The sequence below is a fragment of the Paraburkholderia sp. AV2 genome, from assembly GCF_054968425.1.
On the sequence record NZ_JBANLK010000051.1, the window covers coordinates 17,783 to 42,337 of the forward strand.

Annotated in this window: 24 protein-coding genes and 2 tRNA genes; 4 read left to right on the forward strand and 22 right to left on the reverse strand. The window is 64.3% G+C overall.

Translation table 11 applies throughout. The annotated features are described in order from the left end of the window. Positions 1–31: 31 nt before the first annotated feature. Complete coding sequence (gene xylA, locus V8683_RS26045; RefSeq protein WP_411189996.1) at positions 32–1,354, reverse strand: xylose isomerase; 1,323 nt, start codon at positions 1,352–1,354, stop codon at positions 32–34. Between the two features lie 230 nt (positions 1,355–1,584). Between xylA and V8683_RS26050 the strand changes: the two genes are divergently transcribed. After that, positions 1,585–2,790 carry a XylR family transcriptional regulator gene (locus V8683_RS26050; RefSeq protein ID WP_411189997.1) on the forward strand — a complete coding sequence of 402 codons (1,206 nt, stop codon included), beginning with the start codon at positions 1,585–1,587 and terminating at the stop codon, positions 2,788–2,790. A 30-nt stretch (positions 2,791–2,820) separates the two neighbouring features. Then, positions 2,821–3,912 carry an aldose epimerase family protein gene (locus tag V8683_RS26055; protein ID WP_411189998.1) on the forward strand — a complete coding sequence of 364 codons (1,092 nt, stop codon included), beginning with the start codon at positions 2,821–2,823 and terminating at the stop codon, positions 3,910–3,912. A 41-nt stretch (positions 3,913–3,953) separates the two neighbouring features. Here the strand turns inward: V8683_RS26055 and V8683_RS26060 are convergent, their stop codons facing one another. The 19 genes from V8683_RS26060 to V8683_RS26150 all read right to left on the reverse strand — a co-directional run bounded on the left by V8683_RS26060 (position 3,954) and on the right by V8683_RS26150 (position 21,839). Beyond that, positions 3,954–4,808: a 3-hydroxybutyryl-CoA dehydrogenase gene (locus tag V8683_RS26060; RefSeq protein ID WP_411189999.1), complete on the reverse strand. Its 855-nt coding sequence runs from the start codon at positions 4,806–4,808 to the stop codon at positions 3,954–3,956. Between the two features lie 168 nt (positions 4,809–4,976). Then, the gene (locus tag V8683_RS26065; protein WP_411190000.1) at positions 4,977–5,297 is read right to left on the reverse strand and encodes a DUF190 domain-containing protein; all 321 of its coding nucleotides are present in this window, start codon (positions 5,295–5,297) and stop codon (positions 4,977–4,979) included. A gap of 65 nt (positions 5,298–5,362) precedes the next feature. Then, positions 5,363–5,929, reverse strand: a complete 567-nt coding sequence (locus V8683_RS26070) for an acyloxyacyl hydrolase (protein WP_411190001.1) — start codon at positions 5,927–5,929, stop codon at positions 5,363–5,365. A 711-nt stretch (positions 5,930–6,640) separates the two neighbouring features. Beyond that, positions 6,641–7,540 carry a DMT family transporter gene (locus V8683_RS26075; RefSeq protein WP_411190002.1) on the reverse strand — a complete coding sequence of 300 codons (900 nt, stop codon included), beginning with the start codon at positions 7,538–7,540 and terminating at the stop codon, positions 6,641–6,643. Between the two features lie 388 nt (positions 7,541–7,928). Beyond that, a tRNA-Pro gene (locus V8683_RS26080) sits at positions 7,929–8,005 on the reverse strand. Between the two features lie 71 nt (positions 8,006–8,076). Then, entirely contained in the window at positions 8,077–8,478 is a 402-nt protein-coding gene (locus tag V8683_RS26085; protein WP_411190003.1) for a MerR family transcriptional regulator, read from the reverse strand. 95 nt (positions 8,479–8,573) lie between these two features. Beyond that, positions 8,574–8,984, reverse strand: a complete 411-nt coding sequence (locus tag V8683_RS26090; protein WP_027793438.1) for an integration host factor subunit alpha — start codon at positions 8,982–8,984, stop codon at positions 8,574–8,576. Positions 8,985–9,100: 116 nt separating this feature from the next. Further along, on the reverse strand, positions 9,101–11,530 hold the full coding sequence (pheT, locus tag V8683_RS26095; RefSeq protein ID WP_411190004.1) for a phenylalanine--tRNA ligase subunit beta: 2,430 nt from the start codon (positions 11,528–11,530) through the stop codon (positions 9,101–9,103). 104 nt (positions 11,531–11,634) lie between these two features. Further along, complete coding sequence (gene pheS, locus V8683_RS26100; RefSeq protein ID WP_411190005.1) at positions 11,635–12,648, reverse strand: phenylalanine--tRNA ligase subunit alpha; 1,014 nt, start codon at positions 12,646–12,648, stop codon at positions 11,635–11,637. Between the two features lie 214 nt (positions 12,649–12,862). Then, the gene (gene rplT, locus V8683_RS26105) at positions 12,863–13,222 is read right to left on the reverse strand and encodes a 50S ribosomal protein L20 (protein ID WP_028229343.1); all 360 of its coding nucleotides are present in this window, start codon (positions 13,220–13,222) and stop codon (positions 12,863–12,865) included. A gap of 28 nt (positions 13,223–13,250) precedes the next feature. Then, positions 13,251–13,448 (reverse strand): 50S ribosomal protein L35, encoded by a 198-nt coding sequence (gene rpmI, locus V8683_RS26110; protein WP_027793434.1) that lies wholly within the window; start codon positions 13,446–13,448, stop codon positions 13,251–13,253. Between the two features lie 296 nt (positions 13,449–13,744). Continuing rightward, positions 13,745–14,266, reverse strand: a complete 522-nt coding sequence (gene infC / locus V8683_RS26115) for a translation initiation factor IF-3 (protein ID WP_411190577.1) — start codon at positions 14,264–14,266, stop codon at positions 13,745–13,747. 50 nt (positions 14,267–14,316) lie between these two features. Continuing rightward, positions 14,317–16,224 carry a threonine--tRNA ligase gene (thrS, locus tag V8683_RS26120; RefSeq protein WP_411190006.1) on the reverse strand — a complete coding sequence of 636 codons (1,908 nt, stop codon included), beginning with the start codon at positions 16,222–16,224 and terminating at the stop codon, positions 14,317–14,319. A 297-nt stretch (positions 16,225–16,521) separates the two neighbouring features. Further along, positions 16,522–16,598, reverse strand: a tRNA-Val gene (locus V8683_RS26125). Positions 16,599–16,695: 97 nt separating this feature from the next. After that, entirely contained in the window at positions 16,696–18,921 is a 2,226-nt protein-coding gene (locus tag V8683_RS26130) for a RelA/SpoT family protein (RefSeq protein WP_411190007.1), read from the reverse strand. Between the two features lie 59 nt (positions 18,922–18,980). Then, positions 18,981–19,334, reverse strand: a complete 354-nt coding sequence (locus V8683_RS26135; RefSeq protein WP_411190008.1) for a RidA family protein — start codon at positions 19,332–19,334, stop codon at positions 18,981–18,983. Between the two features lie 69 nt (positions 19,335–19,403). Next, entirely contained in the window at positions 19,404–20,297 is an 894-nt protein-coding gene (locus tag V8683_RS26140) for an alpha/beta fold hydrolase (RefSeq protein ID WP_411190009.1), read from the reverse strand. A gap of 177 nt (positions 20,298–20,474) precedes the next feature. Next, positions 20,475–21,116: a CoA transferase subunit B gene (locus tag V8683_RS26145; RefSeq protein WP_411190010.1), complete on the reverse strand. Its 642-nt coding sequence runs from the start codon at positions 21,114–21,116 to the stop codon at positions 20,475–20,477. Positions 21,117–21,131: 15 nt separating this feature from the next. Then, positions 21,132–21,839, reverse strand: coding sequence for a CoA transferase subunit A (locus tag V8683_RS26150; protein WP_411190011.1), 708 nt, complete (start codon positions 21,837–21,839; stop codon positions 21,132–21,134). 277 nt (positions 21,840–22,116) lie between these two features. Between V8683_RS26150 and V8683_RS26155 the strand changes: the two genes are divergently transcribed. Beyond that, the gene (locus V8683_RS26155; RefSeq protein ID WP_411190012.1) at positions 22,117–22,683 is read left to right on the forward strand and encodes a LuxR C-terminal-related transcriptional regulator; all 567 of its coding nucleotides are present in this window, start codon (positions 22,117–22,119) and stop codon (positions 22,681–22,683) included. Positions 22,684–22,767: 84 nt separating this feature from the next. Here the strand turns inward: V8683_RS26155 and V8683_RS26160 are convergent, their stop codons facing one another. Together V8683_RS26160 and V8683_RS26165 are read right to left on the reverse strand one after the other, a co-directional pair. Next, positions 22,768–23,208: an acyl-CoA thioesterase gene (locus V8683_RS26160; RefSeq protein WP_411190014.1), complete on the reverse strand. Its 441-nt coding sequence runs from the start codon at positions 23,206–23,208 to the stop codon at positions 22,768–22,770. A 15-nt stretch (positions 23,209–23,223) separates the two neighbouring features. Further along, entirely contained in the window at positions 23,224–24,003 is a 780-nt protein-coding gene (locus tag V8683_RS26165; protein WP_411190015.1) for an SDR family oxidoreductase, read from the reverse strand. Between the two features lie 176 nt (positions 24,004–24,179). Here V8683_RS26165 and V8683_RS26170 point away from each other — a divergent pair. Continuing rightward, a partial coding sequence (locus V8683_RS26170) for an NAD(P)/FAD-dependent oxidoreductase (protein WP_462880693.1) occupies positions 24,180–24,555 on the forward strand: 376 nt, incomplete at its 3' end.

The following is a 24,555-nucleotide window of genomic DNA, read 5'->3' on the forward strand; positions in this document are numbered from 1 at the left end:
CCTGCCCTCGCGGCACGGCGCGTGCGGAGGCTCAGCGCTGCCCGTAGATCGCCTGGTTGACGATGTTTTCGAGCCGCTCCTGCTGGCCGCTCACGTGGTGCGGATTCACGCCGTGCGCGACGGCATCCGCGGCGAGCGACGACAGCGAATAGCCGCCGGCCAGGATCTTGCGGCCGAACTCCGTGTCCCAGCCCGCATAACGTTGCTTGCGCAACTGATCGAGGCGTTCGTTCTCGACCAGCACGGCGGCACGTTCGAGCGCGATCGCCAGCACGTCGATCGCACCGGCGTGGCCGTAGAACAGGTCTTCGGGGTCGACGCTCTGGCGCCGCACCTTCGCGTCGAAGTTCATGCCGCCGGTCGTGAAGCCGCCGTGGCGCAGGATCTCGTAGAACGCGAGCGCGAGTTCTTCCACGCTGTTCGGGAACTGGTCGGTATCCCAGCCGTTCTGCGGGTCGCCGCGATTGGCGTCGACGCTGCCGAACACGCCGAGCGCATACGCCGAGGCGATTTCGTGGTGGAACGAATGACCCGCGAGCGTGGCGTGGTTGGCCTCGATGTTCACGCGGATTTCGTTCTGCAGCCCGTATTGCGTGAGGAAACCGTGCACCGTCGCGACGTCGTAGTCGTACTGATGCTTGGTGGGCTCCTGCGGCTTCGGCTCGATCAGCAGCATGCCCGTAAAGCCGGTGCGATGCTTGTGCTCCACGACCATCGAAAGGAAGCGGGCGAACTGCTCGCGCTCGCGCACGAGGTCGGTGTTGAGCAGCGTCTCGTAGCCTTCCCGGCCGCCCCACAGCACGTAGTTCTCGCCGCCCAGCTTGCGCGTGGCGTCGAGCGCGTGGCACACCTGGGTCGCCGCGTACGCGAACACCTCGGGATTCGGGTTGGTCGCCGCGCCCGCCGCGTAGCGCGGATTCGAAAAGAGGTTCGCCGTGCCCCACAGCAGCTTCACGCCGCTCGCCTGCTGGCGCTCGCCGAGGTAGTCCACCATGCGGGAGAAGTTTTCTGTGTAGTCCTTCAGGTCCTTGCCTTCGGGCGCAACGTCGGTGTCATGGAACGTGTAGAACGGCGTGCCGAGCTTCGAGAAGAATTCGAAAGCCGCGTCGGCCTTCTGGCGTGCGCGCTCCATGGCGTCGCCGGGCTGCTGCCACGGCCGGTGGAACGCGCCTTGCCCGAAGATGTCGTTGCCCGGCCACACGAACGTATGCCAGTAGCACACCGCAATACGCAGGTGCTCTTCCATCGTCTTGCCGAGCACCTTTTTCGTGCGGTCGTAGTAATGGAAGGCGAGCGGGTTGTCGGACTGCGGCCCCTCGTAGCGGAGCGCGGGAATGGATTCGAAATACGACATGGTGTCTCCAGTCATGTTGCGGCGCAGCGATGCGCGCCTTGCTGTGTGACGCCATACTGCCCGCCGCGCGCGATGAGCGGCAATTGCGAAATTGCGGGATACCGATAATGTTTCCTGCCAGCCCCGCCTCCCCTCTGCACGGCAGCCGCGATGTCGGCCTAAAATAGCCGCACGCCTAAAACACGAGACAACGGACGAGACGCCCCGCGCCGCCAGCCATCCGCGCCCCCATGACCCGCCCTTCCCAGACGTCGCACCGCATCGCACTGTTGTTCAACGCGAACAAGGTCTATGACCGCGAGATCATCGCGGGGATCGGCCAATATCTGAGCTCCACGCGCGTGGCATGGGATCTCTTTCTGGAGGAGGATTTCCGCTGCCGCCTCGTGGGCATCGAGCGTTTCGACGGCGACGGCATCATCGCGGACTTCGACGACCCCGCCGTGGCCGACGCCCTCGCGGGCTGCCGGCTGCCCGTGGTCGCGGTGGGCTCCTCGTTCGAGGACGCCGCGCAGTACCCGCCCGACGTCCCCTACATCGCCACCGACAACGCCAAGCTCGTCTCGCTCGCGTGGACCCATCTGATCGGCGCGGGGTTGCCGCATCTCGCGATGTACAGCCTGCCCGCCGCCGAGGAAAACCGCTGGGCCCAGCAGCGCGAGCTCGCCTTCCAGAAGCTCGCGCACGACGAGGGGCTCGATGCGCCCGTCTACCGCGGGCTCGCGACGAGCGCCCCCTCCTGGAACCAGGCCATCGAGCAACTGAGCGTCTGGCTGCACAGCCTGCCGAAGCCCGTCGGCGTGATCGCCGTGACCGACGCGCGGGCACGCCACCTGCTGCAGGCCTGCCTGATTCACGGTATCGCCGTACCCGAGCAGGTCGCGATCCTCGGCATCGACAACGATCCGCTCACGCGCACGCTCACGCGTATTCCGCTTTCGTCGGTGATCCAGGGCACGGGAGAAATGGGCAAGACTGCCGCCCACCTGCTGCATCAGATGCTGCGCGGCGCACGCTTTCCCGGGCGGCGCATTCTGGTGCCGCCGGTCGGCATCAACGTGCTCGAATCGACGAAGCACGAGCCGCTCTCGAGCCCGCACGTCATGCGCGCGCGCCACTTCATCCGCCAGTACGCGTGCCAGGGCATCAAGACCGAGCAGGTGGCGGACTATGTCGGCATCTCGCGCTCCTCGCTGGAAGAGTATTTCCGGCGCGAGCGCCAGTGCACCGTGCATCAGGAAATCCTGCGCCACAAGCTCGACGCCGCGAAGGCCATGCTCGCGAGCCGCGACGCGTCGAGCGCCGAAGTGGCCATCCGCTGCGGATTCACCTCGCTGCAGTACATGTATGCCGTCTTCAAACGCGAGCTGGGCTGCACGCCGCGCGAGTACCAGGACAGCGCCGCACCCGCGCCTGCCGCGCCGCCCCGAGCCTGACGCCCGCGCCCGCTCAGACCCCGGCCACCCATGAATTCAACCGAACCGCGCCTCATGAACAGCCTCGCCCATCTGCCTTCCGAATCCTGGGGCACCCTGCCCGGCGGCGACCCCGTCCGGCTCTACACGCTGCGCAACGCGCAGGGCATGAAAGTCACGATCAGCGATCTGGGCGCGACCCTCGTTTCATGGTTCGCGCCGGACCGCGCCGGGCGCCTCGCCGATATCCTGCTCGGCCACGACACACCCGCCGCCTACTACACGGCCAGCACCTATATGGGCGGCCTGGTCGGCCGTTGGGCGAACCGCATCGGCGGCGCGCACTTCACGCTCGACGGTGTCGGCTACGCGCTCGACCGCAACGAAAACGGCAATCTGCTGCACGGGGGAGCGCAAGGTTTTCATCGGGCGATCTGGGAGGTCGTCGACGACCGTGGAGCACTCACGCTACGGCTCGACTCGCCCGAGGGCGACGCGGGATTTCCGGGCAACGTGAGCGTGGAGGTGCGCTATACGCTCGACGACGACGGCACCCTGACACTCGACTACGAAGCGCTCACCGACGCGCCGACGCCGCTCAATCTCACGAGCCATCCGTATTTCAATCTTTCGGGGGAACCCGGTTCCGATATCCGCGGCCACGTCCTCACCATCGACGCCGACGCCTACCTGGAAGTCGATCCGCAGATGATTCCGCTCGGCATCGCGGACGTCTCGGGCAGCGCGTTCGACTTCCGTCATGGCGCGCCGCTGGGGGCGCGGCTCGACTGGCCAAACGCGCAGCTCGCGCGGGCAGACGGCTTCGATCATTGCTACCGGCTGCGCAAGCCCGGGGGCGAAGCGGCGCTGCGCGCCGTCGCGAGCGTCTACGAGCCCGCAAGCGGGCGCGAACTTTTCGTCGCGACCGACCAGTGCGGGCTGCAGTGTTACACGGGAAACCACCTGGAGGGAACGCCTGGCCGCCACGGCACCGCCTGCGTACGCCACGCGGGTCTATGCCTCGAAGCCGGCGGCTTTCCGAACCAGATCAACATGGGCGAGCCCGAGCACGAGGCCGCGGTGCTGCGCCCCGGCTCGACCTACCGCCAGGTGACGCAGTACCGCGTGGGCGTGCGGGGCTGAGGAAGCGGCGGCGATAGCGCGGGAGCCCCGCGCTATCGCCGTCATTTGTCGTACTGATACACGCCGCGGCCGGTCTTGCGGCCCAGATGGCCCGCGGCCACCAGCTCGCGCAGCAACGGGCAGGCGCGATACTTCGAATCGCCGAAGTCCTTCAGGAACACGTCCATCACCGAAAGGCAGACGTCGAGGCCGATCAGGTCCGCCAGCGCGAGCGGCCCGATCGGATGATTCGCGCCGAGCTTCATGCCCGCGTCGATCTCCTCGGCGCTCGCAATGCCGTCCGCGAGCACGAAGAACGCTTCGTTGATCATCGGCACGAGGATACGGTTCACGACGAAGCCTGGGGCATTCTTCACGGCAATGGGCGTCTTTTCGAGGCGCAGCGCGAGCTGCCGCACGTCCTCGGCCACCTGCGCACGCGTTTGCAGACCGCGGATCACCTCGACGAGCGGCATCATCGGCACGGGGTTGAAGAAGTGCATGCCGATGAAGCGCGACGGGTCGGCCAGCGTCGTGGCGAGCGCCGTGATGGAGATCGACGAGGTGTTCGACGCGATGATCGCGTCCGGGCGCGCGGCCGCCTCGATCTGCTTGAGAATGCGCGTCTTGAGTTCGGCGTTCTCGGTGGCGGCCTCGATCACGAGGTCCGCGGCGGCGAGGCGCTGATAGTCGGTGGAGGTTTCGACGCGCGCGAGCGCGGCATCGCGCACGGCTGCATCGAGCTTGCCCTTCGAGACGAGCCGCTCCATGCTGTGCGCGAGCGTCGCCATGCCCCTGGCGAGCGCCGCATCGGTCACGTCGATCATCACGGCCTTCAGGCCCGCCACTGCCACGGCCTGCGCGATGCCGTTGCCCATCGTGCCCGCGCCCACGATCCCTACTGTTTCGATTGCCATCCTCGTCCTCGCTCCTGGGTCTGCGACGCCGGCCGATCGCGTATCGGAATGAATGCCGGCGAGGCGGTGCGTGCTGCACCGCGTCAATAGCCGACAGTTTAGCGGGTTGCGGGACGCGACCGGAACTCGCGCGTCGGGTGGGTGCCGCGGGCTACGGCCGGCGGGCGTTCACGCGCCGCCGATGTGCCCGAATTCGAGCGGCGTGCGCGTGTAGAAGAGCGGCACGCCGCCCTTGCCGAGCGTGGCGAGCAGTCCGTCGATAACCGCGTCCTCGGCGATGAGCACGACCATGGCCGGCTCGTCCGCCAGCTCGAAGAAGCGCGCCGCATGCAGACGCCCGCGCGCGTCGACGCCCTCGGAGCCCTCCATCACCGTCGCGCCCTGCACGCCCGCGGCCCTGGCCGCGTCGAGAATCCAGTCGACCGCGGACTGGTGACCGTGCTTCAGACTACGGCTCGCGTAGAGCGTGAGCTGACTGCCAACTGCCATGACGTCTCCTCTTCGCGCCATAGCGCGAGGGTTGAGGTGCTGCAGGCCGCCGCGAGCGGCCGGGTCTAGAAGTTGTACTGGATATAAATCTCGCTGAAATCCTCGCCGGGATTCGGTTCCTTGATGTCCGCGTTCGAAATGTGCTGAAAGCGGAACCCGGCCTGGTAGTTCTGATGCTCGCCGAACTGCGCGCCGATGCCCACCATGTCGGCGAACTGGAACGACGTCGACAACGTTCTATCGGGCGTCAGGCGCGTATGGGAAAGCAGCCGCACGCCCACGCCGGCCTCGAAGAACGGCCGGAACCAGCCCGTGTCCTTGATGATGCGGAATACCGGCGTTACACCGAATTCCCAGATGTTCGGACGCACGGCATCCTGCGCATGCAGGTCCCAATATGCCGCATGGGCCTCGCCGACCACCGTGAAATGGAATCCGCCAATATGCCACCACTGCAGGCCCGGATCCCAGACAAGGCCGAGATCGAGCTTCTTCACGTCGTGGTCGGCCACGCCAGCCGCCATTTGAACGCCGAACTGGTCAGCCTGCGCGCCGGCGGCCCCGAACGCCAGCAGCGCGGTCAGCGCGCCGCACACGGCACGCCTTTGCCAGACCGATTGCTTTTCAGTCATATAAGTCCCCGAGACGAATGTCGACCGCACTGCACCGTCGCCTCGTTCGCCCCGCGCATGGGTGACTGGTGCGACGTACGTTCAGGCCTCGCCGCATACGTGGCCTGCCCTGCGCGGTTCAAGCTTGCTCATTCGCGCCACACACATGGACAATGCGTCCCCCTGCCTGGCGCGGGGCTAAAACTACCGGTTCTTCTGTTCCCGATAAATCTTCAATACCGCAATTCAGCGTTACGCAATTGGTGCAGGCTCGATATACGCCGCCCGCCTCATTGCGAAAGCCGCGGCGGATAACCGAAGATTACACCGCTGACCCAACGACATTAACGCAGTTTAAACGCGAATCTCCGCGGCTGCCCGGACGTGGCCACGGCTAGTCGTTCGAAGGCCTTGTGGAGAGCCAGAAGTCATACGAAATTGAGTGCGCTCCGCCTGACCAATGGCTTTCACACGCGCATTATGAAACGCGCCAATGGCGCATTAATTCGGCATTTCGAGGTAGTTTTTTCTTGCGAGTACAGTCATTGCATTCCGATTTACCGACTACTTCACATTAAACCGTGAATGTCTGTATCGCACTGCACATGGCGTCCAATATCACGGCCGGTGGATGAAAAAATGCCGTGTATTCACGTATTTAAGTGCAAGGGAATAGCGTGTCGCCGGAGCGCGGCGGCTCGAGGCGACCGAACGACGGTTGGGGCCACGCGCCTATTGCTTCGCGCCGGCCTCGCCCCGGCGTGCGCCGAAGCCGGGCAGGCGCTTGACGAAGCCTGTCGCGAGCGCCGTGCCGGCGAGGATGGCAAGACACGCTTCGACCATGCCCGGCGATACGCGCTCGCCGAGAAAGAGCGCACCCCACAGGATGCCGAACACCGGGATCACGAACGTGACGGTGATCGTGCGCGCAGGGCCGATGGCCGCGATGAGCTTGAAGTACAGCAGATAGGCGACACCCGTGCAGACAACACCGAGCGCCAGCACCGAACTCCACGCGGTGAGCGAAAGAGCCCCCGTGGGCCAGGTGGCCACGGCGAACGGCAGAAGCACGATCGTCGCGCCGGTCAGATGGCGCTTCGTGTAGCTCGCGGCGATGCCATAGAGCAGCGCGGCAGCCAACGCGGCGAGCGCCGCGAGCGCCGTGGCCGTCGAAGACGCGCCGTCGCCCGCATGCGTGAAAATCTGGTCGCCGACAAGCGCGAGCACGCCCGCGAAACCGATCACGAGGCCCGCGACACGCAGTCCGCTCAGACGGTCCTTGAGCCACAGCCAGGCCACGACCGCGCCCCACAGCGGCGTGGTCGCATTGATGACCGACGTTACACCGGCCGAAAGCGTCAGTTCGGCCCACGCGAAAAGACAGAACGGCGCCGCCGAGTTAAGGATGCCGACCACCAGCAGCGGCCAGGCGCGCTCGCGCAGGGTGCTGATCGCCTCGCGCGCGCTGCGGCGCGAAAACAGCACGAGCAGCAGGAACAGCGCCCCAATGCCGACGCGCAGTGCCATGAGCGGCGCCACACCGAAGCCGGTCACGCCAAGACGGATGAACAGGAACGAACCGCCCCAGACAGCGGCGAGAAAGAGCAGTTGCGCGAGATTGGCGGGATTCATGACGTGGGGGCTCGAAAAAAGCTTGCCGGACGCGGGCGGGCGCGCGCGAGGCGCATCGCATATCGTACGGTGCGCAGCGCAGGGTTCATAACGAAGGATTCTCACCGATATGTGAGAAAAATTGACAGCCGATTCTTGCTCGCTCATTCGAGCGGTGTTGCGAAGCGGCGCCCTCCTTCCGAGAGCCTTCGCGCCAACGGTGCGCGGATTCCATCAGTCCGACGATCGGCGACGGCCCACGGGTGCCGCAACCTGTTCGCACTGCCAGGTCTATGCGTTGCGAATGCAACCAACCGGGCCACTTGCGGGAATGAAGCAAGCCGAAGGAATTTCTGCCGGCGCAAAGAAAAAGGGTTACAGACCGAAATCTGTAACCCTTTGATTCTTCTGGTCGGGGCGAGAGGATTTGAACCTCCGACCACCTGCACCCCATGCAGGTACGCTACCAGGCTGCGCTACGCCCCGAAAGAGCTAAACAGTATAACAGAGCCTTTGGCCAATTAGAACCGCCGCCACGAAAATTCGCGCCGGGCACTTCATTGCCCCAGCAAGTCGAGCACGTGCAGCAACTCCTTGCGCAGCTGATCGACGTCCACCATCGCCATCGTCCCCTGCCCGCCTGCCGGCGCCTGCACCACCTCCGGCTGCCCCGGCTCCTCGACCATGCCGCCGTGCGCATCCAGACGGTTGCGCGCGCCATTGATCGTGAAACCCTGCTCGTACAGCAGCTCGCGTATGCGCCGGATCAGCAGAACCTCGTGATGCTGGTAATAGCGGCGATTGCCGCGCCGCTTCACCGGCTTCAACTGCGTGAACTCCTGCTCCCAGTAACGCAGTACATGGGGCTTCACGCCGCAGAGTTCGCTCACTTCGCCTATCGTGAAGTAGCGCTTGGCGGGGATCGGAGGCAGGACGACCTTTTCGCTTGTCGATGTCATCGCCGGGTTGCCGTCGTGGTGGTTGCGCAATATCGCGTGGCCGCTTCGTCATGCTCCCCGCCTCACTGTCCCGCGGCGGGAGCACCGCTGCGGCTCTAACGGGTAAAGCTCGCTTCAGCGCCGCTTTCCACCAGCGCCTTCAATTTCTGGCTCGCATGAAACGTCACCACGCGGCGCGCGGCGATCGGAATCGCCTCGCCCGTCTTCGGATTGCGGCCAGGGCGTTGCGGCTTGTCGCGCAACTGGAAATTGCCGAAGCCCGACAGCTTGACGCTGTCGCCGCTTTCCAGCGCGTCGCGGATCACTTCGAAGAATGCTTCGACCATGTCCTTCGCTTCGCGCTTGTTGAGCCCGACGTTGTCGAACAGCAGTTCCGCCAGCTCGGCCTTGGTCAGCGTGGGCGTGTCCGTCGTGGTGTTCGACGACGAGGCAGGAATTTCGCGAATCATGGCGCTACGCTGTGCCGCAAGGAGGGCTTCGAAATCACTCGAGTTCATTTCGTTCATCTATCTTTGAAATGGCGCGCTTCCGGTTGCAACGAAGTCACATGCCGGAAGCCTGTCAACGGAACGCGTGAGCCTCTGAGGCTTTAAGTCTGAGGCCTTGAGTTTCTACCGAGGCCTCAGCCGCGCAGCCGGGCGCCATACACTCGAGCCAGGCGATCCACCAGGGACTTGATGGCCGCATCGACCGTCTCGTCCTGAAGGGTCCCGCCAGTATCTTGCAGGGTCACCCGGAAGGCAAGGCTTTTCTCGTCCGCGCCAAGTCCGGAAGTATTTGATTTTGCACGAAATTCATCGAACAGCGCAACCCTCTGGACAATCCGGCACGGCTCGTCCTGCATGCCCTGGTGGAACTCGTCCAGCAGGGCTTGCACCTCGATCTTCTGATCGACGACCAGCGCGATATCGCGTCGCACCGGCGGGAACTTCGAGACATCCGAAGGCGTCGGCAACTCGCGCGCCATCAACGCCTCCGCCTCGACCTCGAACAGGATCGGTGCGTGCGGCAAGTCGTACTTCTGCATCCAGCGCGGATGCAGTTCGCCGATCCAGCCCACGGCCTGGCCGTCCGCTTCCACGCGTGCGCTGCGGCCCGGGTGCAGCGCCGGGTGCTCCGCCTTCACGAAGCGCACCGCGCTCGGGGCAAACAGCGCTTCGAGATCGCCCTTCACGTCGAAGAAGTCCACGCCGCGCGTCGCTGTGCCCCACTGCTCGTCGAGCGCGGGACCATACGCGAGCGCACCGATCATCTTCGGCTGCGCGAAGCCTTCCACGGCCATCTCGCCGGCCTTGATCGACGGATCGTTCAGGAACACGCGGCCGGCCTCGAACACGCGCACGCGGTCTGCGCGGCGGTTGAGGTTATGGCGCAGCACGTTGATGAGGCTGCCAAAGAGCGTCGTGCGCATCACCGAAAGCTGGCTCGCGATCGGGTTCAACAGACGCACCGGCTGGTCGTTGCCCGCGAAGTCCTGCTCCCACTCGGCATCGACGAAACTGAAGTTGATCGTCTCGGCATAGTCGCGCGCGGCGAGCGCGTGACGGATCGCGTGGATCGAGCGGCGCGTCTCGTTCGTCGCGCGCATCTCGCTGCGTGCAACGGGCGGGTTCGCCGGGATTCTCTCGAAACCGTAGATACGCGCGACTTCCTCGATCAGGTCTTCCTCGATCTCGATGTCGAAGCGGTACGGCGGCGGCGTCACGCTGAAGGTATCGGCGTCACGTTCGAAGGCCAGACCAAGGCGCGTGAAGATCCCGGCAATCTCGTCCGCGCCGATCTGCACGCCGATAATGCGAGCCGCACGCGCCACGCGCATCTTCACGGGCTCGCGCGTGGGCACATTGACAGTCTGGTCGTCGACCGGGCCGGCTTCGCCGCCGCAGATATCGAGGATCAGTTGCGTGATGCGCTCGATGTGCTCGACGGTCGTGGACCAGTCCACACCGCGCTCGAAGCGGTGACCCGCGTCGGTCGAGAAATTGTAGCGGCGCGAGCGGCCGCGAATACTATCGGGCCACCAGAACGCGGCTTCCAGATAAATATTTTTCGTGTCGAGCGAGACAGCCGTGCTGTCACCGCCCATGATGCCCGCGAGGCTTTCGATCTCGCGATCGTCGGCGATCACGCCTACCGTTTCGTCGACTTCGACGGTATTGCCGTTGAGCAGCTTGAGCGTTTCGCCCTTGCGCCCCCAGCGCACGTCCATCGAGCCGTGAATCTTGTCGAGATCGAACACGTGCGAGGGGCGGCCCAGTTCAAGCATCACGTAGTTCGAAATATCGACGAGCGCCGAGATGCTGCGCTGGCCCGAACGTTCCAGGCGCTCGACCATCCATTGCGGCGTCTTCGCGTGCGCGTTCACGCCACGGATCACTCGGCCCGAGAAGCGGCCGCACAGATCCGGCGCCGAGATCTTCACAGGCAGCTTTTCGTCGAGCTTCACTTCGACCATCGGGAACACGGGCGCCTTCAATGGCGCGCCGGTGATCGCCGCGGTCTCGCGCGCGACGCCATACACCGAAAGGCAATCGGCCTTGTTCGGCGTGAGCTTGACTTCGAAGACGGTGTCGTCGAGGTTCAGCGTCTCGCGGATGTCCTGGCCAATGGGCGTGTCTTCCGGCAGGATCAGAAGGCCGCTGTGGTCCTCGGAAAGCTTGAGCTCGCGTGCCGAGCACAGCATGCCCTGGCTTTCCACGCCGCGCAGCTTCGAGAGCTTGATCGCGAACGGCTTGCCGCCCTCTTCGGCCGGCGGCAGTTCCGCGCCGACGAGCGCCACCGGCACCTTGATGCCGGGCGCGACATTGGGTGCGCCGCAGACAATGTTCAGCGTCGCGCCCGTGCCGGCATCGACCTGACACACGTTCAGCTTGTCCGCGTCCGGGTGCTTGACCACTTCGAGCACACGGCCGACCACGATCTTCGAAGTGGGCGGCGCGGCGGGACGCAGACCTTCGACTTCGAGGCCCGACATCGTGAGCGCGTGGGCCAGCTCTTCGGTCGTGAGCTTCGGATCGACAAAGCTTCTCAGCCAGGATTCGGGAAATAGCATTTCGTTTTACGTTCCAGACAGATTGAGACCGACGTGTTGCGGGCTACCGCGCACTGGTACTTCAGTGCTGCGTCCGCAACACGAACCGCGGATGCGTGGCTTCTTTACGCGAACTGGCGCAAGAAGCGCAGATCGCCTTCGAAGAAGAGGCGCAGGTCCTGCACGCCGTAGCGCAGCATCGTCAAACGCTCCAGGCCGCTGCCGAATGCGAAGCCGATATAGCGCTCCGGGTCGAGGCCCATGTTGCGGATCACCGTTGGATGCACCTGGCCCGAGCCCGAGATCTCGAGCCACTTGCCCGCATTCTTGCCTTCTTCGAACATCATGTCGATTTCGGCGGACGGCTCCGTGAACGGGAAGTACGACGGGCGGAAGCGCACCTTGATATCGTCGCGTTCGAAGAACTTCTTCAGGAAATCGGAGTAGACGCCCTTCAGGTCTGCGAAGCTGATGTTCTCTTCGATCCACAGGCCTTCGACCTGGTTGAACATCGGCGAGTGGGTGGCGTCGCTGTCCACGCGGTACGTACGGCCCGGCACGATCACCTTGATGGGCGGCGTGTGCGTGCGCGCGTAGCGCACCTGCATCGGGCTCGTGTGAGTGCGCAACAAAAGCTGACGGCCATCGGCGTCCTTGCCGTCCACGTAGAACGTGTCCTGCATCGAGCGCGCCGGATGGTTCTCGGGGCTGTTGAGCGACGTGAAGTTGTACCAGTCGGTCTCGATCTCGGGGCCGTCGGCCACGTCGAAGCCGATCGAGCCGAAAATCTGCTCGACACGCTCCCACGTCTGCATCACCGGATGCAGGCTACCCGTGCCCGTGCCGCGACCCGGCAGCGTGACGTCGATCGCTTCGGCGGCGAGGCGCTGGTTCAGCAGCGCGTCGGCAAGCGCCTGGCGGCGCGCCGTCAGGGCGGCCTCAACCTGCTGCTTCACGGCGTTGATGCGCGCGCCTTCGGTCTTGCGCGTTTCGGGATCGAGCTTGCCGAGTCCCTTCAGCAGTTCGGTCAGCGCGCCCGACTTGCCGAGAAAGCGCGCCTTCTCGTTCTCGAGCGTGTTGACGTCAAGGGCGGCAGCGAAGGCACTTTGCGCGTCGGCGACAATCTGGTCCAGATCCATTGATCCCATCTTTTCAGCGTCAGTGTTTGAGTCTTGAGCCGCGCCTCGCGAAAGACAAAGCGCGGCATGAAGCATGCGCATGAACCACGCAGGTCGCGATTCACCAACAAAAACGGGGCTCGGTGAGGAGCCCCGTTTTTGTTGCAGCATCACCGAAACAACCGGAATGTCTGCTGCAACGAACCTGCGCAATACCCGTTTGACGGGGTAACGATCAGGCGGCGACGGCGGCCTTCACTTGCTGGACGATCGCAGCAAATGCAGGCTTGTCGAATACCGCCATGTCGGCCAGGACCTTGCGGTCGAGTTCGATCGACGCCTTCTTCAGGCCGTTGATGAACACGCTGTAGGTCATGTCGTGCTGACGCACCGCCGCGTTGATACGCGTGATCCACAGTGCGCGGAACACACGCTTCTTGTTGCGGCGATCGCGGTAGGCGTACTGGCCCGCGCGCATGACCGCCTGCTTGGCGATGCGATAGACGTTATTGCGACGGCCGCGGTAACCCTTGGCCAGCTTGATGATCTTCTTGTGACGGGCCCGTGCGGTAACCCCACGTTTGACTCGAGGCATGTTTAGCTCCTGTGAGTTATCGGTTGAGTTACGCGAACGGCAGCATTGCGCGCACGGACTTCAGATCGGAATCGTGAACGGCCGTGGCACCACGCAGATGACGCTTGTTCTTGGTGGTCTTCTTGGTCAGGATGTGACGCTTGAAGGCTTGACCGCGCTTGACGGTACCACCCGGACGCACCACGAAGCGCTTTGCAGCGCTCTTCTTGGTCTTCATCTTGGGCATGACGAATAACTCCATTATTTGATGGACATGGGTGTGCGGCTGGCTCGATGTTCAAGACACCTTGCCCTTCGACCGCCCTTCGAAACCCACTCCACTTGTTTTCGCAGCTGGCCGCTTTTAAAAAGCCTGATACTGGCCGCCGCTTTCAGGAAAAACGCCCGTTTGCCGCACGCTCGTGCGGCGCGCGGGTGCCGTTCCGGAACCTGCTTCCCGCCGCGGCTGCAAATGTCGCCGCGGCGCACTTCAAACTTCACCTGCCTGCCTCTGCCGTGCCGCCTGAGGCGCACAGCATACGCTTACTTCTTTTTCTTCGGAGCGAGCACCATGATCATCTGGCGCCCTTCCATTTTCGGCATCTGCTCGACCTGGCCTACCTCATCGAGGTCGGTACGCAGACGCTCGAGCATGCGCATGCCGATTTCCTGGTGGGCCATTTCGCGCCCCCGGAAACGCAACGTGATCTTCGTCTTGTCGCCGTCTTCGAGGAAGCGGACGAGATTGCGCAGCTTGACGTTGTAGTCGCCGTCGTCGGTACCCGGGCGGAACTTGACTTCCTTGACCTGGATGACCTTCTGCTTGAGCTTGGCCTCGTGCTGCTTCTTCGCCTCCTGGTACTTGAACTTGCCGTAGTCCATCAAACGGCACACCGGGGGCGCTGCCTGCGGGGCAATTTCAACCAGATCGACGTCCTGTTGTTCCGACAGGCGGAACGCATCGGCCAGCTTTACGATGCCGAGCGGCTCATTGTCGATTCCGACGAGACGCACCTCGGGTGCAGTAATTTCACCGTTGATGCGATGCGGCTTATCAGTAGCGATGTTACGTTTCCTCTAAAAATTAAAAAAACGAGCCGCGCTGCTCCGGTGGTTTACCGGAACGTCTGCACGTCTTCGCGCAGACGCTCCAGGAACGCGTCGACGGGCATCACGCCCAGATCGACACCGCCACGGGCACGCACGGCTACCGTTTGTGCTTCACGCTCTTTGTCGCCGACGACAAGCAGGTACGGAACCTTTTCGAGCGTGTGCTCGCGTATTTTATAGCTAATTTTCTCGTTGCGCAAATCCGCCTGCACTCTAACCCCTTGTTTTTGCAACGATTGGGCCAGATTAGCGGCATATTCGGCCTGACTTTCCGCGATATTCATCACAACGGCCTGCACGGGCGCGAGCCACGGCGGCATCGCACCGGCATGGTGCTCGATCAGAATGCCGAGGAAACGCTCCATCGAACCGAGGATCGCCCGGTGCAGCATGATCGGACGGCGGCGGCTGTTGTCCTCCGCCACGTACTCGGCGTCAAGGCGCTCCGGCAGCACCATGTCGAGCTGCAGCGTGCCGCACTGCCACGAGCGGCCGAGCGCGTCCTTGATGTGGTACTCGACCTTCGGGCCGTAGAACGCGCCCTCGCCCGGCAGTTCTTCCCACGCGAGGCCGCAGGCCGTCAGCGCGTTGCGCAGGCCCTGTTCGGCGTGATCCCACGTCTCATCCGTCCCCGCGCGCGAATCGGGGCGCAGCGAGAGCTTGATGTCGATGTGATCGAACCCGAAATCCTTGTAGATGCTCATCGCGAGCGTGTTGAACGCAATCGACTCGCTGATGATCTGGTCTTCCGTGCAGAAGATATGCGCATCGTCCTGCACGAAACCGCGCACGCGCATCAGGCCATGCAGCGCGCCCGACGCCTCGTTGCGGTGGCACGAGCCGAATTCGGCGTAGCGCAGCGGCAGGTCGCGATACGAACGCAGGCCGTGATTGAAGACCTGGACGTGGCCCGGGCAGTTCATCGGCTTGATCGCGTAGTCGCGCTTTTCCGATTCCGTCGTGAACATGTTTTCACGATAGTTCTGCCAGTGGCCCGACGCTTCCCACAGCGAGCGGTCCATGATCATCGGCGTCTTGATCTCGTCGTAGCCGGCCTCGCGCAGGCGGCCGCGCATGTACTGCTCGACCTGCTGCCAGAGCGTCCAGCCCTTCGGGTGCCAGAACACCATGCCCGGCGACTCGTCCTGCATGTGGAACAGGTCGAGCTGCTTGCCGAGCTTGCGGTGGTCGCGCTTCTCGGCTTCTTCGAGCATATGCAGGTACTGATCCTGGTCTTCCTTCTTCGTCCAGGCCGTGCCGTAGATGCGCTGCAGCTGCTCGTTCTTCGCGTCGCCGCGCCAGTAGGCGCCCGCGACCTTCATGAGCTTGAAGACCTTCAGCTTGCCCGTGGACGGCACGTGCGGGCCGCGGCACAAGTCCGTGAAGCCGCCGTGCGAATAGAGCTTGATCTCCTGGTCGCCCGGAATCGACTCGATGATCTCGGCCTTGTACTTTTCGCCGATGCTCTTGAAATAATCCACCGCATCGCCACGCGAAACGACGCGGCGCGACACCGGCTCGTCCTTCTTCGCAAGTTCCTGCATGCGCTTTTCGATCTTTTCGAGATCTTCGGGCGTGAAGGGGCGGCTGTAGGCGAAGTCGTAGTAGAAGCCGTTGTCGATGACCGGGCCGATCGTGACCTGCGCCTCCGGGAACAGCTCCTTCACCGCGTAGGCCAAAAGGTGCGCCGTGGAGTGGCGGATGATGTCGAGGCCGTCGGCATCCTTGTCCGTGACGATGGCGAGCGATGCGTCGCGATCGATCAGCGCCGACGTGTCGACCAGTTCGCCGTCGAGCTTGCCGCCGAGCGCCGCCTTGGCGAGACCGGGGCCGATCGAGGCCGCCACTTCGGCGACCGTGACGGGATGATCGTACTGTCGAACCGAACCATCGGGCAGACGTATCGCAACCATGTTTTTCTCCAGAGGTGCCGCAGCGGCACGTCGTTTCGTTTGTCAAACCGATCCGCGCAAAAGCTCGCGGCGAAAAAAAATGCGGCCCCGCTTTCGAGGGGCCGCATTCACTTTTTCAAACCAGACTGCAGGGGGCGAAAGAGGTCCTCGACTAGCGTCGTTCCGAAGTCGTTTCGGTAAACGTTCGCGGTGTCATAACCGTATTCGCCCTTTGGCGCTTCCTTGTGAAACAAGCAGGAACCGGCGCTTTACTGCACTTGAAGCCTCGCCAGTGTTCAGGCGTTGCTTCGATTTCGTTGGTAGGCTCGATTGGACTCGAACCAACGACCCCCACCATGTCAAGGTGGTGCTCTAACCAGCTGAGCTACGAGCCTAAAGAAGTGAGATTATATGAAGTTCCGGTGGGCCTGACAAGCATTTTTTGCAGCGCGGCATTTCGCGCGCCGCCGCCGGGCATTCGCCCCGGCGCCTTCACCCCTTGCGCGACGCCCTCACCACGCCGCCCACCTCGCCCAGCAGCACGCACGCGCGCTGGATCTGGGCTGAACTCGACACTTCGACCGTGAACTGCATGTACGCCGCGTTACGCCGCGACTGTGTCTTCACGCCGATCACGTTCATCTTCTCGCGCGCAAACACTTCCGAGATGTCGCGCAAGAGCCCCTGACGGTCGCTCGCCTCGATCAGGATATCGACCGGGTAGACCGACTGGCCGCGCCCACCCATCACGTCGGACGACCAGGTGGTCTGCAGCAGGCGTTCCGGCGAACGGCGCGCCATGCGCAGGAAGGTCGGGCAGTCGCTGCGGTGGATCGACATGCCCTTGCCGCGCGTGACGAAGCCGCTGATGTCGTCCGGCGGCGCCGGCCGGCAACAACGCGCAAGCTGCGTCAGGAGCGCATCCACGCCCACCACGAGCACGCCCGACGACGCGCCGTGCGCCACATTGGCCCCGCTCGCGCGCTTGGTGAACTGCTCGGGCGTCGCTTCTTCCTCCGGCTCGGCAACCGGTGCGTCGTGCAGCGCCTGCTCGACGTTGCGCAGGCTGAATTCTTCCTTGCCCACCGCGGCGAACAACTCTTCGGGCGTCTTGAAGCCGAGCCTGGCCGCCAGCTGATCGAGGCTGACCGAGGTACGGCCCTCGCGCTGCAGCGTCTTTTCGACCAGCACGCGGCCGTTCGCGATGTTCTCCTGCGAGTCGACCGCGTTGAACCACGCGCGCACCTTCTGCCGTGCGCGCGTGCTGTGCAGATAACCCAGTTGCGGATTGAGCCAGTCGCGCGAAGGACCGCCCTCCTTCACCGAAACGATCTCGACGGTCTGGCCGTTCTGCAGTGCCGTGTTGAGCGGCACCATCGCGCCATCCACGCGCGCGCCGCGGCAGCGGTGCCCAAGCTCGCTGTGCAGGTGATAGGCGAAGTCGAGCGGCGTCGCACCCAGCGGCAGCGCGATCACGCGCGCCTGCGGCGTGAGTACGTAGATGTGGTCGTCGTCGAGCGTAGCCTTGCGCAACTCTTCCCACGGCTGACGGGTATCGGCAACGTCGTCTTTCCAGGCAAGCAGTTGGCGCAGCCACGCGATCTTCTCGTCGTAGCTGCCGCTCGTGCTGAACTGGCCGCCATAGCCCTTCGACCCGGCCTCCTTGTAGCGCCAGTGCGCCGCGACGCCGTACTCCGCGAACTGGTGCATTTCCTGCGTGCGGATCTGCACTTCGAATGCACGGCCGTCGTCGCCGATCACGACCGTATGCAGCGAGCGATAGCCGTTCGGCTTGGGCCGCGAGATGTAGTCGTCGAATTCTTTCGGCACCGGCTGCCAGAGGTTGTGCACGATGCCGAGCACCGTGTAGCAATCCTTGATATCCGGCACGATCACGCGAAACGCGCGCACGTCGTAGAGCTCGGAGAAGTCGAGATCCTTGCCCCGCATCTTCTTCCAGATGCTGTAGATGTGCTTGGGCCGCCCGCTCACCTCGGCCGGGATATGCGCGGCCGCGAGTTCCTGCTGAAGCCGCGAGATGGCGTCGGCGACATAGCTCTCGCGCTCGACGCGCTTCTCGTCGAGCAGCTTCGCGATGCGCTTGTAGGTAGCGGGCTCCTCGAAGCGAAACGCGAGGTCTTCGAGCTCCCACTTCAGTTGCCAGATGCCGAGCCGGTTCGCGAGCGGCGCGTAGATCTCGAGCGTCTCGCGCGCCACTTCGGGCGCGGGCGTGATCTTCGCCGCGGCGTAATAGCGGAGCGACTGCAGCCGCGACGCGAGGCGGATCAGCACGACGCGAATGTCCTGCGCGAACGCGAGCAGCATCTTGCGCAGCGACTCGACCTGGGCCCGGCGCTCGGCCTGCGCGTCGCGGCCCGTGTCGGCCGCGGCGTTCTGCGCCACGCGCACGCTCACGGTGCCGAGCCGCAGCAGTTTGCGCACGTCGAAGACGAGTTTCGCCACTTCCGCGCCGAAACGCGCTTCGAGCGTCGTCTCCGGATCGTCGAGATGCGGCGCGAGATTGAAGAGCGCCGCCGCGAGCACCGCGGGCGGATCGACGTTGAGGCGCCCCACGGCCGCAGCCGTGCCTCGCGCGTGCTCGACGAGCAGTTCGCCCGTGGACAGGCGTGCGTCGCCCGCGTGCTCGTGCACGAACGCAAGCGCGTCTTCGATCGACGGCAGCGCGGCAGGCGGGGGCGGAAGGGAATCGCTACTCATGAGACAGTGCCCGTCAGGTAATGGAACAGGAACGGGCTACGGCAAAACGAACGAATAAATCAGTCGCGCTGCGCGGCCACCACGACGACTTCGACGAGGCATTCCGGATTCGCGAGCTTCGCTTCGACCGTCGCGCGCGGCGGCGTCGCACCCTGTGCGACCCAGGCGTCCCATACGGCGTTCATGCCCGCGAAATCCTTCATGTCGGCGATATAAATCTGCACCGAGAGCAGCAGCGACTTGTCGCTGTTCGCTTCGCCCAGCAGACGATCGATATGGCCGAGCACCTCGCGCATCTGCCCGGTGATGTCCTGCTTCGTGTCTTCCGCGATTTGCCCTGCCAGATAAACGGTGCCGTTGTGAATGGCGGTTTCCGAAAGACGCGGGCCGACGTGGTGACGAATGACTGCCATGAAAATTCCCGTAGAAGTTGAATGCATGCGCCCACCGCTCAAGCGAGGTCGGCGCCAGCCAATCTCATATTATGACGCGTCGGCGCGGGCTCCGGAAAAGAAACCCCGCGCCACCTCGATCTGGTCGGCCGACAAAAACGCCGGCGCGTGACCCACGCCCGCGATTTCGACGCTTGACACGTTGTGTCCCACCTCAACCATCTTCGCGACCGTGTCGCGCGACAGCAGATCCGACTGAGCACCGCGCACGACCCGCACCGCGCCCTTGAACGCCGCCAGCGAACGCCACAAGAACTGCTCGCCCTGTTCGGTCTGCTCGGGCGTGACCGATTTGATCGGCTCGGCGATGCGCGGGTCGTACCGGAAGCGCCACTCGCCATCCACCTCGTGCAACAGCGGCGTGTTGATCTCGCGCCATTCCCCGGCAGCGAGCGGGCCGAACGATGCCGCGAGCAATGCGGCGTGATCGACACCCGCCTGCAGCGAAGGGAAACGCTCGTCGCGGCCGACGTATTCGCCGATCCGGGCGAGCGCCTCGGGCTCGATATGGGGGCCGACGTCGTTGAGCAGCATGCGCCCGATCGGCATATCGGGCAGACCGGCGAGCGCCATGCCGATCAGCCCGCCCATCGATGTGCCGAACCAGTCCACGGTCTCGACGCCCGCGCGCGCGATCAGCGTCACCATATCGGCGACGTACTGCGCCACGCCATAGCCGCGCGGGTCGACGAGCCACGACGACAACCCACGGCCGACGACGTCGGGACAGATGACGCGATACGTGTCGGACAACGCGGCGGCAAGCCGGTCGAAATCGCGGCTCGAACGCGTGAGCCCATGCACGCAGACGAGCACGCGCGGATTGGCGGGCTCGCCCCATTCGGTATAGGCAATGCGATGCAGGCCCGAGGGGCTGAGGCACTGAACATGGTGTTGACGCGGCACGGCGGAGGGTACGCTCATCGCAGGGTCTTCATGGAAGGCTGTGGGCCGATTGTAAACGGCTTTGCGCCGCGGGATGGGCCGGCGCGGCCAATGCGTCCGCCCGAATCCACCCGAATACCGGCGCTGGAAAACAAAACGGGCGGAACCGAAGTCCCGCCCGCGTGCAGCAAGTCATGCTGCCAACGGCCAGCGCGATCAGCCCACCGCGCTCACGTCGAGCGGTGCGCCCGTCTTCGCCTTGATCTCATCGACGCTCACGCCCGGCGCCAGCTCGGTCACCTTCAGGCCCGAGTCGGTCACTTCGATCACGCCGAGGTCGGTGATGATGATGTCCACCACACCCACGCCCGTGAGCGGCAGCGTGCACGCTTCGAGAATCTTGTGCTGGTCGCCCTTCGCCACGTGCTCCATGAGCACGACCACGCGCTTGACGCCCGCCACGAGATCCATCGCGCCGCCCATGCCCTTGATCATCTTGCCCGGGATCATCCAGTTCGCGAGGTCGCCCTTCTCGCTCACCTGCATCGCGCCGAGGATCGCCAGATTGATGTGGCCGCCGCGGATCATCGCGAACGAGTCCGCCGAAGAGAAGATCGACGAGCCGGCCAACGTCGTCACCGTCTGCTTGCCGGCGTTGATCATGTCGGCGTCCACCTGATCTTCCATCGGGAACGGGCCGATGCCGAGCAGGCCGTTTTCCGATTGCAGCCACACTTCCACGCCCGCGGGCACGTGGTTCGCCACGAGCGTCGGCAGACCGATGCCGAGGTTCACGTAGAAGCCGTCCTGCAGTTCCTTCGCCGCGCGCGCGGCCATTTCGTCACGATTCCATGCCATGATCGCTCTCCCCTCTCAGGCGCTCGCCGAAGCGCGCACGGTGCGTTGTTCGATGCGTTTCTCCGGGTGCGCATTGAGCACGATGCGCTGCACGAAGATACCTGGCGTATGGACCGCGTCCGGATCGAGTTCGCCGTTCTCGACGATCTCCTCCACTTCCACGACCGTGATCTTGCCCGCCATCGCGCACATCGGGTTGAAGTTGCGCGCCGTGCGGCGATAGATCAGATTGCCCGACTTGTCGGCCTTCCACGCCTTCACGAGCGCCACGTCGGCCGTGAGCGAGGGCTCCAGCACGTAGTGCCGGTCGCCGAACTGGCGCGTTTCCTTGCCCTCGGCGATCAGCGTGCCGTAGCCCGTGTTCGTGAAGAACGCCGGGATGCCCGCGCCGCCCGCGCGCAGCTTCTCGGCCAGCGTGCCCTGCGGCGTGAATTCGAGTTCGAGTTCGCCCGAGAGATACTGGCGCTCGAATTCCTTGTTCTCGCCCACATACGACGAGATCATCTTCTTGATCTGGCGCGTTTCCAGCAGCAGGCCGAGGCCGAAGCCATCCACGCCCGCGTTGTTGCTGATGCAGGTAATCCCCTTCACGCCCGAATCGCGCAGCGCGCCGATCAGCGCCTCGGGAATGCCGCACAGCCCGAAGCCGCCAACCGCGAAGATCTGGCCGTCCTCGACGATGCCTTCGAGCGCGGCGGCCGCGCTTGCATAGACTTTGTTCATCAGTGTGTCCCTTCCTCGAATGGAAATCCGTCGATCCGCTTTGTTCCGCTAATTCCGCTTCGTCCCGGCCATGCCGGCCGTGGCGCACCGGGCGTACCAAGCGTCGGGCACGCCCCGGCAAAGCCTCATTCTATCCACGCAGGAGTGGCGTTGCCGTGAACCTGACACGCGCCGGATTGCCCCTGCAACCGTCCCTCCAATGGGTGCAAAGCGTACGCTTGCGGCCCGATGCGGCACAATACGCAAAACTACATAAAGCAATACCCGCACCGCCGCCATGCCATCCCCGTCCGCCACGTCCGCCCCGCTCGATTACCAGACCGCGTTCCACCTCGCGCCCATCGGCCTCGTGCTCGCGCGCGAACGCATCGTCGAGGACTGCAACGACGAGGTAGCGGCCATCTTCCGCTGCACGCGCGAGGCGCTGATCGGCCAGTCGTTCCAGGTGTTGTATCCGTCGGCGGACGAGTTCGAGCGCATCGGCGCGCGCATCCCGCCCATCATGACGGCGCAAGGCAGCTACGCGGACGACCGCATCATGAAACGCGCCGACGGCGAGCTGTTCTGGTGTCACGTGACGGGCCGCTCGCTCGACCGGACGGCACCCCACGGGGCCGGCGTCTGGACTTTCGAGGATCTGAGCGCGACACGGCGCGTTGCGGTCGAGCTCACGCCGCGCGAGCGCGAAATCGCCGCGCAACTGGTGACGGGCAAGACGAGCAAGCAGATCGGGCGGATTCTGGATATCAGCTCGCGCACGGTGGACGTCTACCGCGCGCGGCTGATGCGCAAGTACGACACGGGCAACGCGACGGAATTGCTGCAAAGGCTCCTGGGACAGTGAAGGGACTGCCGCGGGAACGCCCTGGGGCGCGCGGCCCCGTTGCGGCCACGGCGCCCTGCCTGGGCGGCGGATCAGCGCCGCGGTTCAGCCCGGCCGCCCGGCTTTGACGAGCGGCGCGTGCTCGAGCGTGTCGCGCAACGCGTCGGGAATCGGCACGGACTTGCCCGCGTCGTAGTCGATCCAGACACAGCGGGCACTGCCGCGCGCGTAGAGCGTGTCCGGCTCGTCGGTGCGGCGCAGCTCGAAACCGGTATCGAAGCTGCTGCGCCCCGGCTGGCCGACCGTCAACGTGCAGACGACGTCGCCCGGATAATGCAGCTGCCGGAGAAACTCCATCGACGCATTGACGATCACCGGCCCCTGCCCCTCGGGGTTGCGGCCGGCCACGCCCAGCTGCTCGAACCAGGAGATCCGCGCCTGCTCCATGTAGCGGAAATAGACCGTGTTGTTCACGTGGCCAAAAGCATCCATGTCGCCCCAGCGGATCGGCATGATCATCTCGAAGACGGGATGGTAGTCGCTCATTGCACTTCTTCTTGCTCAGGCGAGCCCGAAACCGTCGTCGGCGCTGATGATCGAGCCGTTCAGGAAAGCCGACTCGTCGGCGGCCAGCAACAGCAACAGGCCGTCCAGGTCTTCGGGCGTGCCGACGCGATGGCGCGGCAGCATCGAGATGAGTTTCTGGCCCTGCTCGGTCGCCCAGTGGTGATGGTTGATCTCGGTGTCGATGTAGCCGGGGCAGATGGCGTTCACGTTGATGCCGTAGCGGCCCCATTCGAGCGCCATCGCCTTCGTCATGTGCACGACCGCCGCCTTGCTGATCGCGTAGAGACCGATCTGCGGCAGGACGCGCAGCCCGGCCACCGAGGCGATATTGATGATCCGGTACGCGGGCTTCGGACCGCCGCCGTTGCCGCGCATGATCATGCGCTTCGCGACTTCCTGGGCCACGAAGAAGGCGCCGCGCGCGTTGGTGTCGAATACGTATTCGAAGTCGGCGGGGGTGACGTCCGCGAGCTTCTGCGTTGTGGAGACGCCGGAATTGTTGACGAGGATGTCGATGGTGCCCGCCTCGGTTTCGGCATGAGCCACGGCCGAGCGGATGCTTTGATAGTCGGTCACGTCGAGCGAGACGACGTGCGCCGCGCCGCCTTCGGCTTCGATCTCGGCACGCAGCTCCTTGAGCCGTTCCACGCGCCGGCTCGCCAGCACGACCTTCGCGCCGGCCTGCGAGAGCACCTGGGCAAAGCGCTTGCCGAGCCCGCTCGACGCGCCAGTGATCATCGCCACCTTGCCTTCCAGATTGATCGAACGGCCCATTTGCGGTTCCTGTTCAAGTATGAGGAAACACCAGAACGCATTTTGCCCGGTCGGCCTGACATTCTGACATAGAATAGAACGACCGTGCTAAATTTAGCTCGTTGGGTTGCAGGTCAGGGAACGTTACCCGACAATACGAACCCGAAAAAAGTATTCTAATGGCAAGAGGAGCTTTGATGACCCCCGCAAGTCTTTTGGAGCAATACGGCCCACGCGAATCGATGGAATACGACGTGGTGATCGTAGGCGGCGGCCCGGCGGGCCTGTCGGCGGCGATCCGCCTGAAGCAGCTCGCGGCAGAGAAAGGCGTCGAGATGGGCGTGTGCGTACTGGAAAAGGGCTCGGAGATCGGGGCGCATATCCTCTCGGGCGCAGTCATGGACCCGCGCGCCCTCAACGAACTGATCCCCGACTGGAAGGAACAGGGCGCACCGCTGGACGTGCCCGTCACCGAAGATAAATTCCTGTTCCTTTCGGAAACCGGCGCGAAGGCCGTGCCGAACTGGGCGCTGCCCGAGAACTTCAGGAACCACGGCAACTACGTCATCAGCC

Excerpts from the sequence above, each read along its gene's own strand:
- xylA (WP_411189996.1), bottom strand. The coding sequence starts at position 1,354 with ATGTCGTATTTCGAATCCATTCCCGCGCTCCGCTACGAGGGGCCGCAG.
- V8683_RS26050 (WP_411189997.1), top strand. The coding sequence starts at position 1,585 with ATGACCCGCCCTTCCCAGACGTCGCACCGCATCGCACTGTTGTTCAAC.
- V8683_RS26055 (WP_411189998.1), top strand. The coding sequence starts at position 2,821 with ATGAATTCAACCGAACCGCGCCTCATGAACAGCCTCGCCCATCTGCCT.
- V8683_RS26060 (WP_411189999.1), bottom strand. The coding sequence starts at position 4,808 with ATGGCAATCGAAACAGTAGGGATCGTGGGCGCGGGCACGATGGGCAAC.
- V8683_RS26065 (WP_411190000.1), bottom strand. The coding sequence starts at position 5,297 with ATGGCAGTTGGCAGTCAGCTCACGCTCTACGCGAGCCGTAGTCTGAAG.
- V8683_RS26070 (WP_411190001.1), bottom strand. The coding sequence starts at position 5,929 with ATGACTGAAAAGCAATCGGTCTGGCAAAGGCGTGCCGTGTGCGGCGCG.
- V8683_RS26075 (WP_411190002.1), bottom strand. The coding sequence starts at position 7,540 with ATGAATCCCGCCAATCTCGCGCAACTGCTCTTTCTCGCCGCTGTCTGG.
- V8683_RS26085 (WP_411190003.1), bottom strand. The coding sequence starts at position 8,478 with ATGACATCGACAAGCGAAAAGGTCGTCCTGCCTCCGATCCCCGCCAAG.
- V8683_RS26090 (WP_027793438.1), bottom strand. The coding sequence starts at position 8,984 with ATGAACGAAATGAACTCGAGTGATTTCGAAGCCCTCCTTGCGGCACAG.
- pheT (WP_411190004.1), bottom strand. The coding sequence starts at position 11,530 with ATGCTATTTCCCGAATCCTGGCTGAGAAGCTTTGTCGATCCGAAGCTC.
- pheS (WP_411190005.1), bottom strand. The coding sequence starts at position 12,648 with ATGGATCTGGACCAGATTGTCGCCGACGCGCAAAGTGCCTTCGCTGCC.
- rplT (WP_028229343.1), bottom strand. The coding sequence starts at position 13,222 with ATGCCTCGAGTCAAACGTGGGGTTACCGCACGGGCCCGTCACAAGAAG.
- rpmI (WP_027793434.1), bottom strand. The coding sequence starts at position 13,448 with ATGCCCAAGATGAAGACCAAGAAGAGCGCTGCAAAGCGCTTCGTGGTG.
- thrS (WP_411190006.1), bottom strand. The coding sequence starts at position 16,224 with ATGGTTGCGATACGTCTGCCCGATGGTTCGGTTCGACAGTACGATCAT.
- V8683_RS26130 (WP_411190007.1), bottom strand. The coding sequence starts at position 18,921 with ATGAGTAGCGATTCCCTTCCGCCCCCGCCTGCCGCGCTGCCGTCGATC.
- V8683_RS26135 (WP_411190008.1), bottom strand. The coding sequence starts at position 19,334 with ATGGCAGTCATTCGTCACCACGTCGGCCCGCGTCTTTCGGAAACCGCC.
- V8683_RS26140 (WP_411190009.1), bottom strand. The coding sequence starts at position 20,297 with ATGAGCGTACCCTCCGCCGTGCCGCGTCAACACCATGTTCAGTGCCTC.
- V8683_RS26145 (WP_411190010.1), bottom strand. The coding sequence starts at position 21,116 with ATGGCATGGAATCGTGACGAAATGGCCGCGCGCGCGGCGAAGGAACTG.
- V8683_RS26150 (WP_411190011.1), bottom strand. The coding sequence starts at position 21,839 with ATGAACAAAGTCTATGCAAGCGCGGCCGCCGCGCTCGAAGGCATCGTC.
- V8683_RS26155 (WP_411190012.1), top strand. The coding sequence starts at position 22,117 with ATGCCATCCCCGTCCGCCACGTCCGCCCCGCTCGATTACCAGACCGCG.
- V8683_RS26160 (WP_411190014.1), bottom strand. The coding sequence starts at position 23,208 with ATGAGCGACTACCATCCCGTCTTCGAGATGATCATGCCGATCCGCTGG.
- V8683_RS26165 (WP_411190015.1), bottom strand. The coding sequence starts at position 24,003 with ATGGGCCGTTCGATCAATCTGGAAGGCAAGGTGGCGATGATCACTGGC.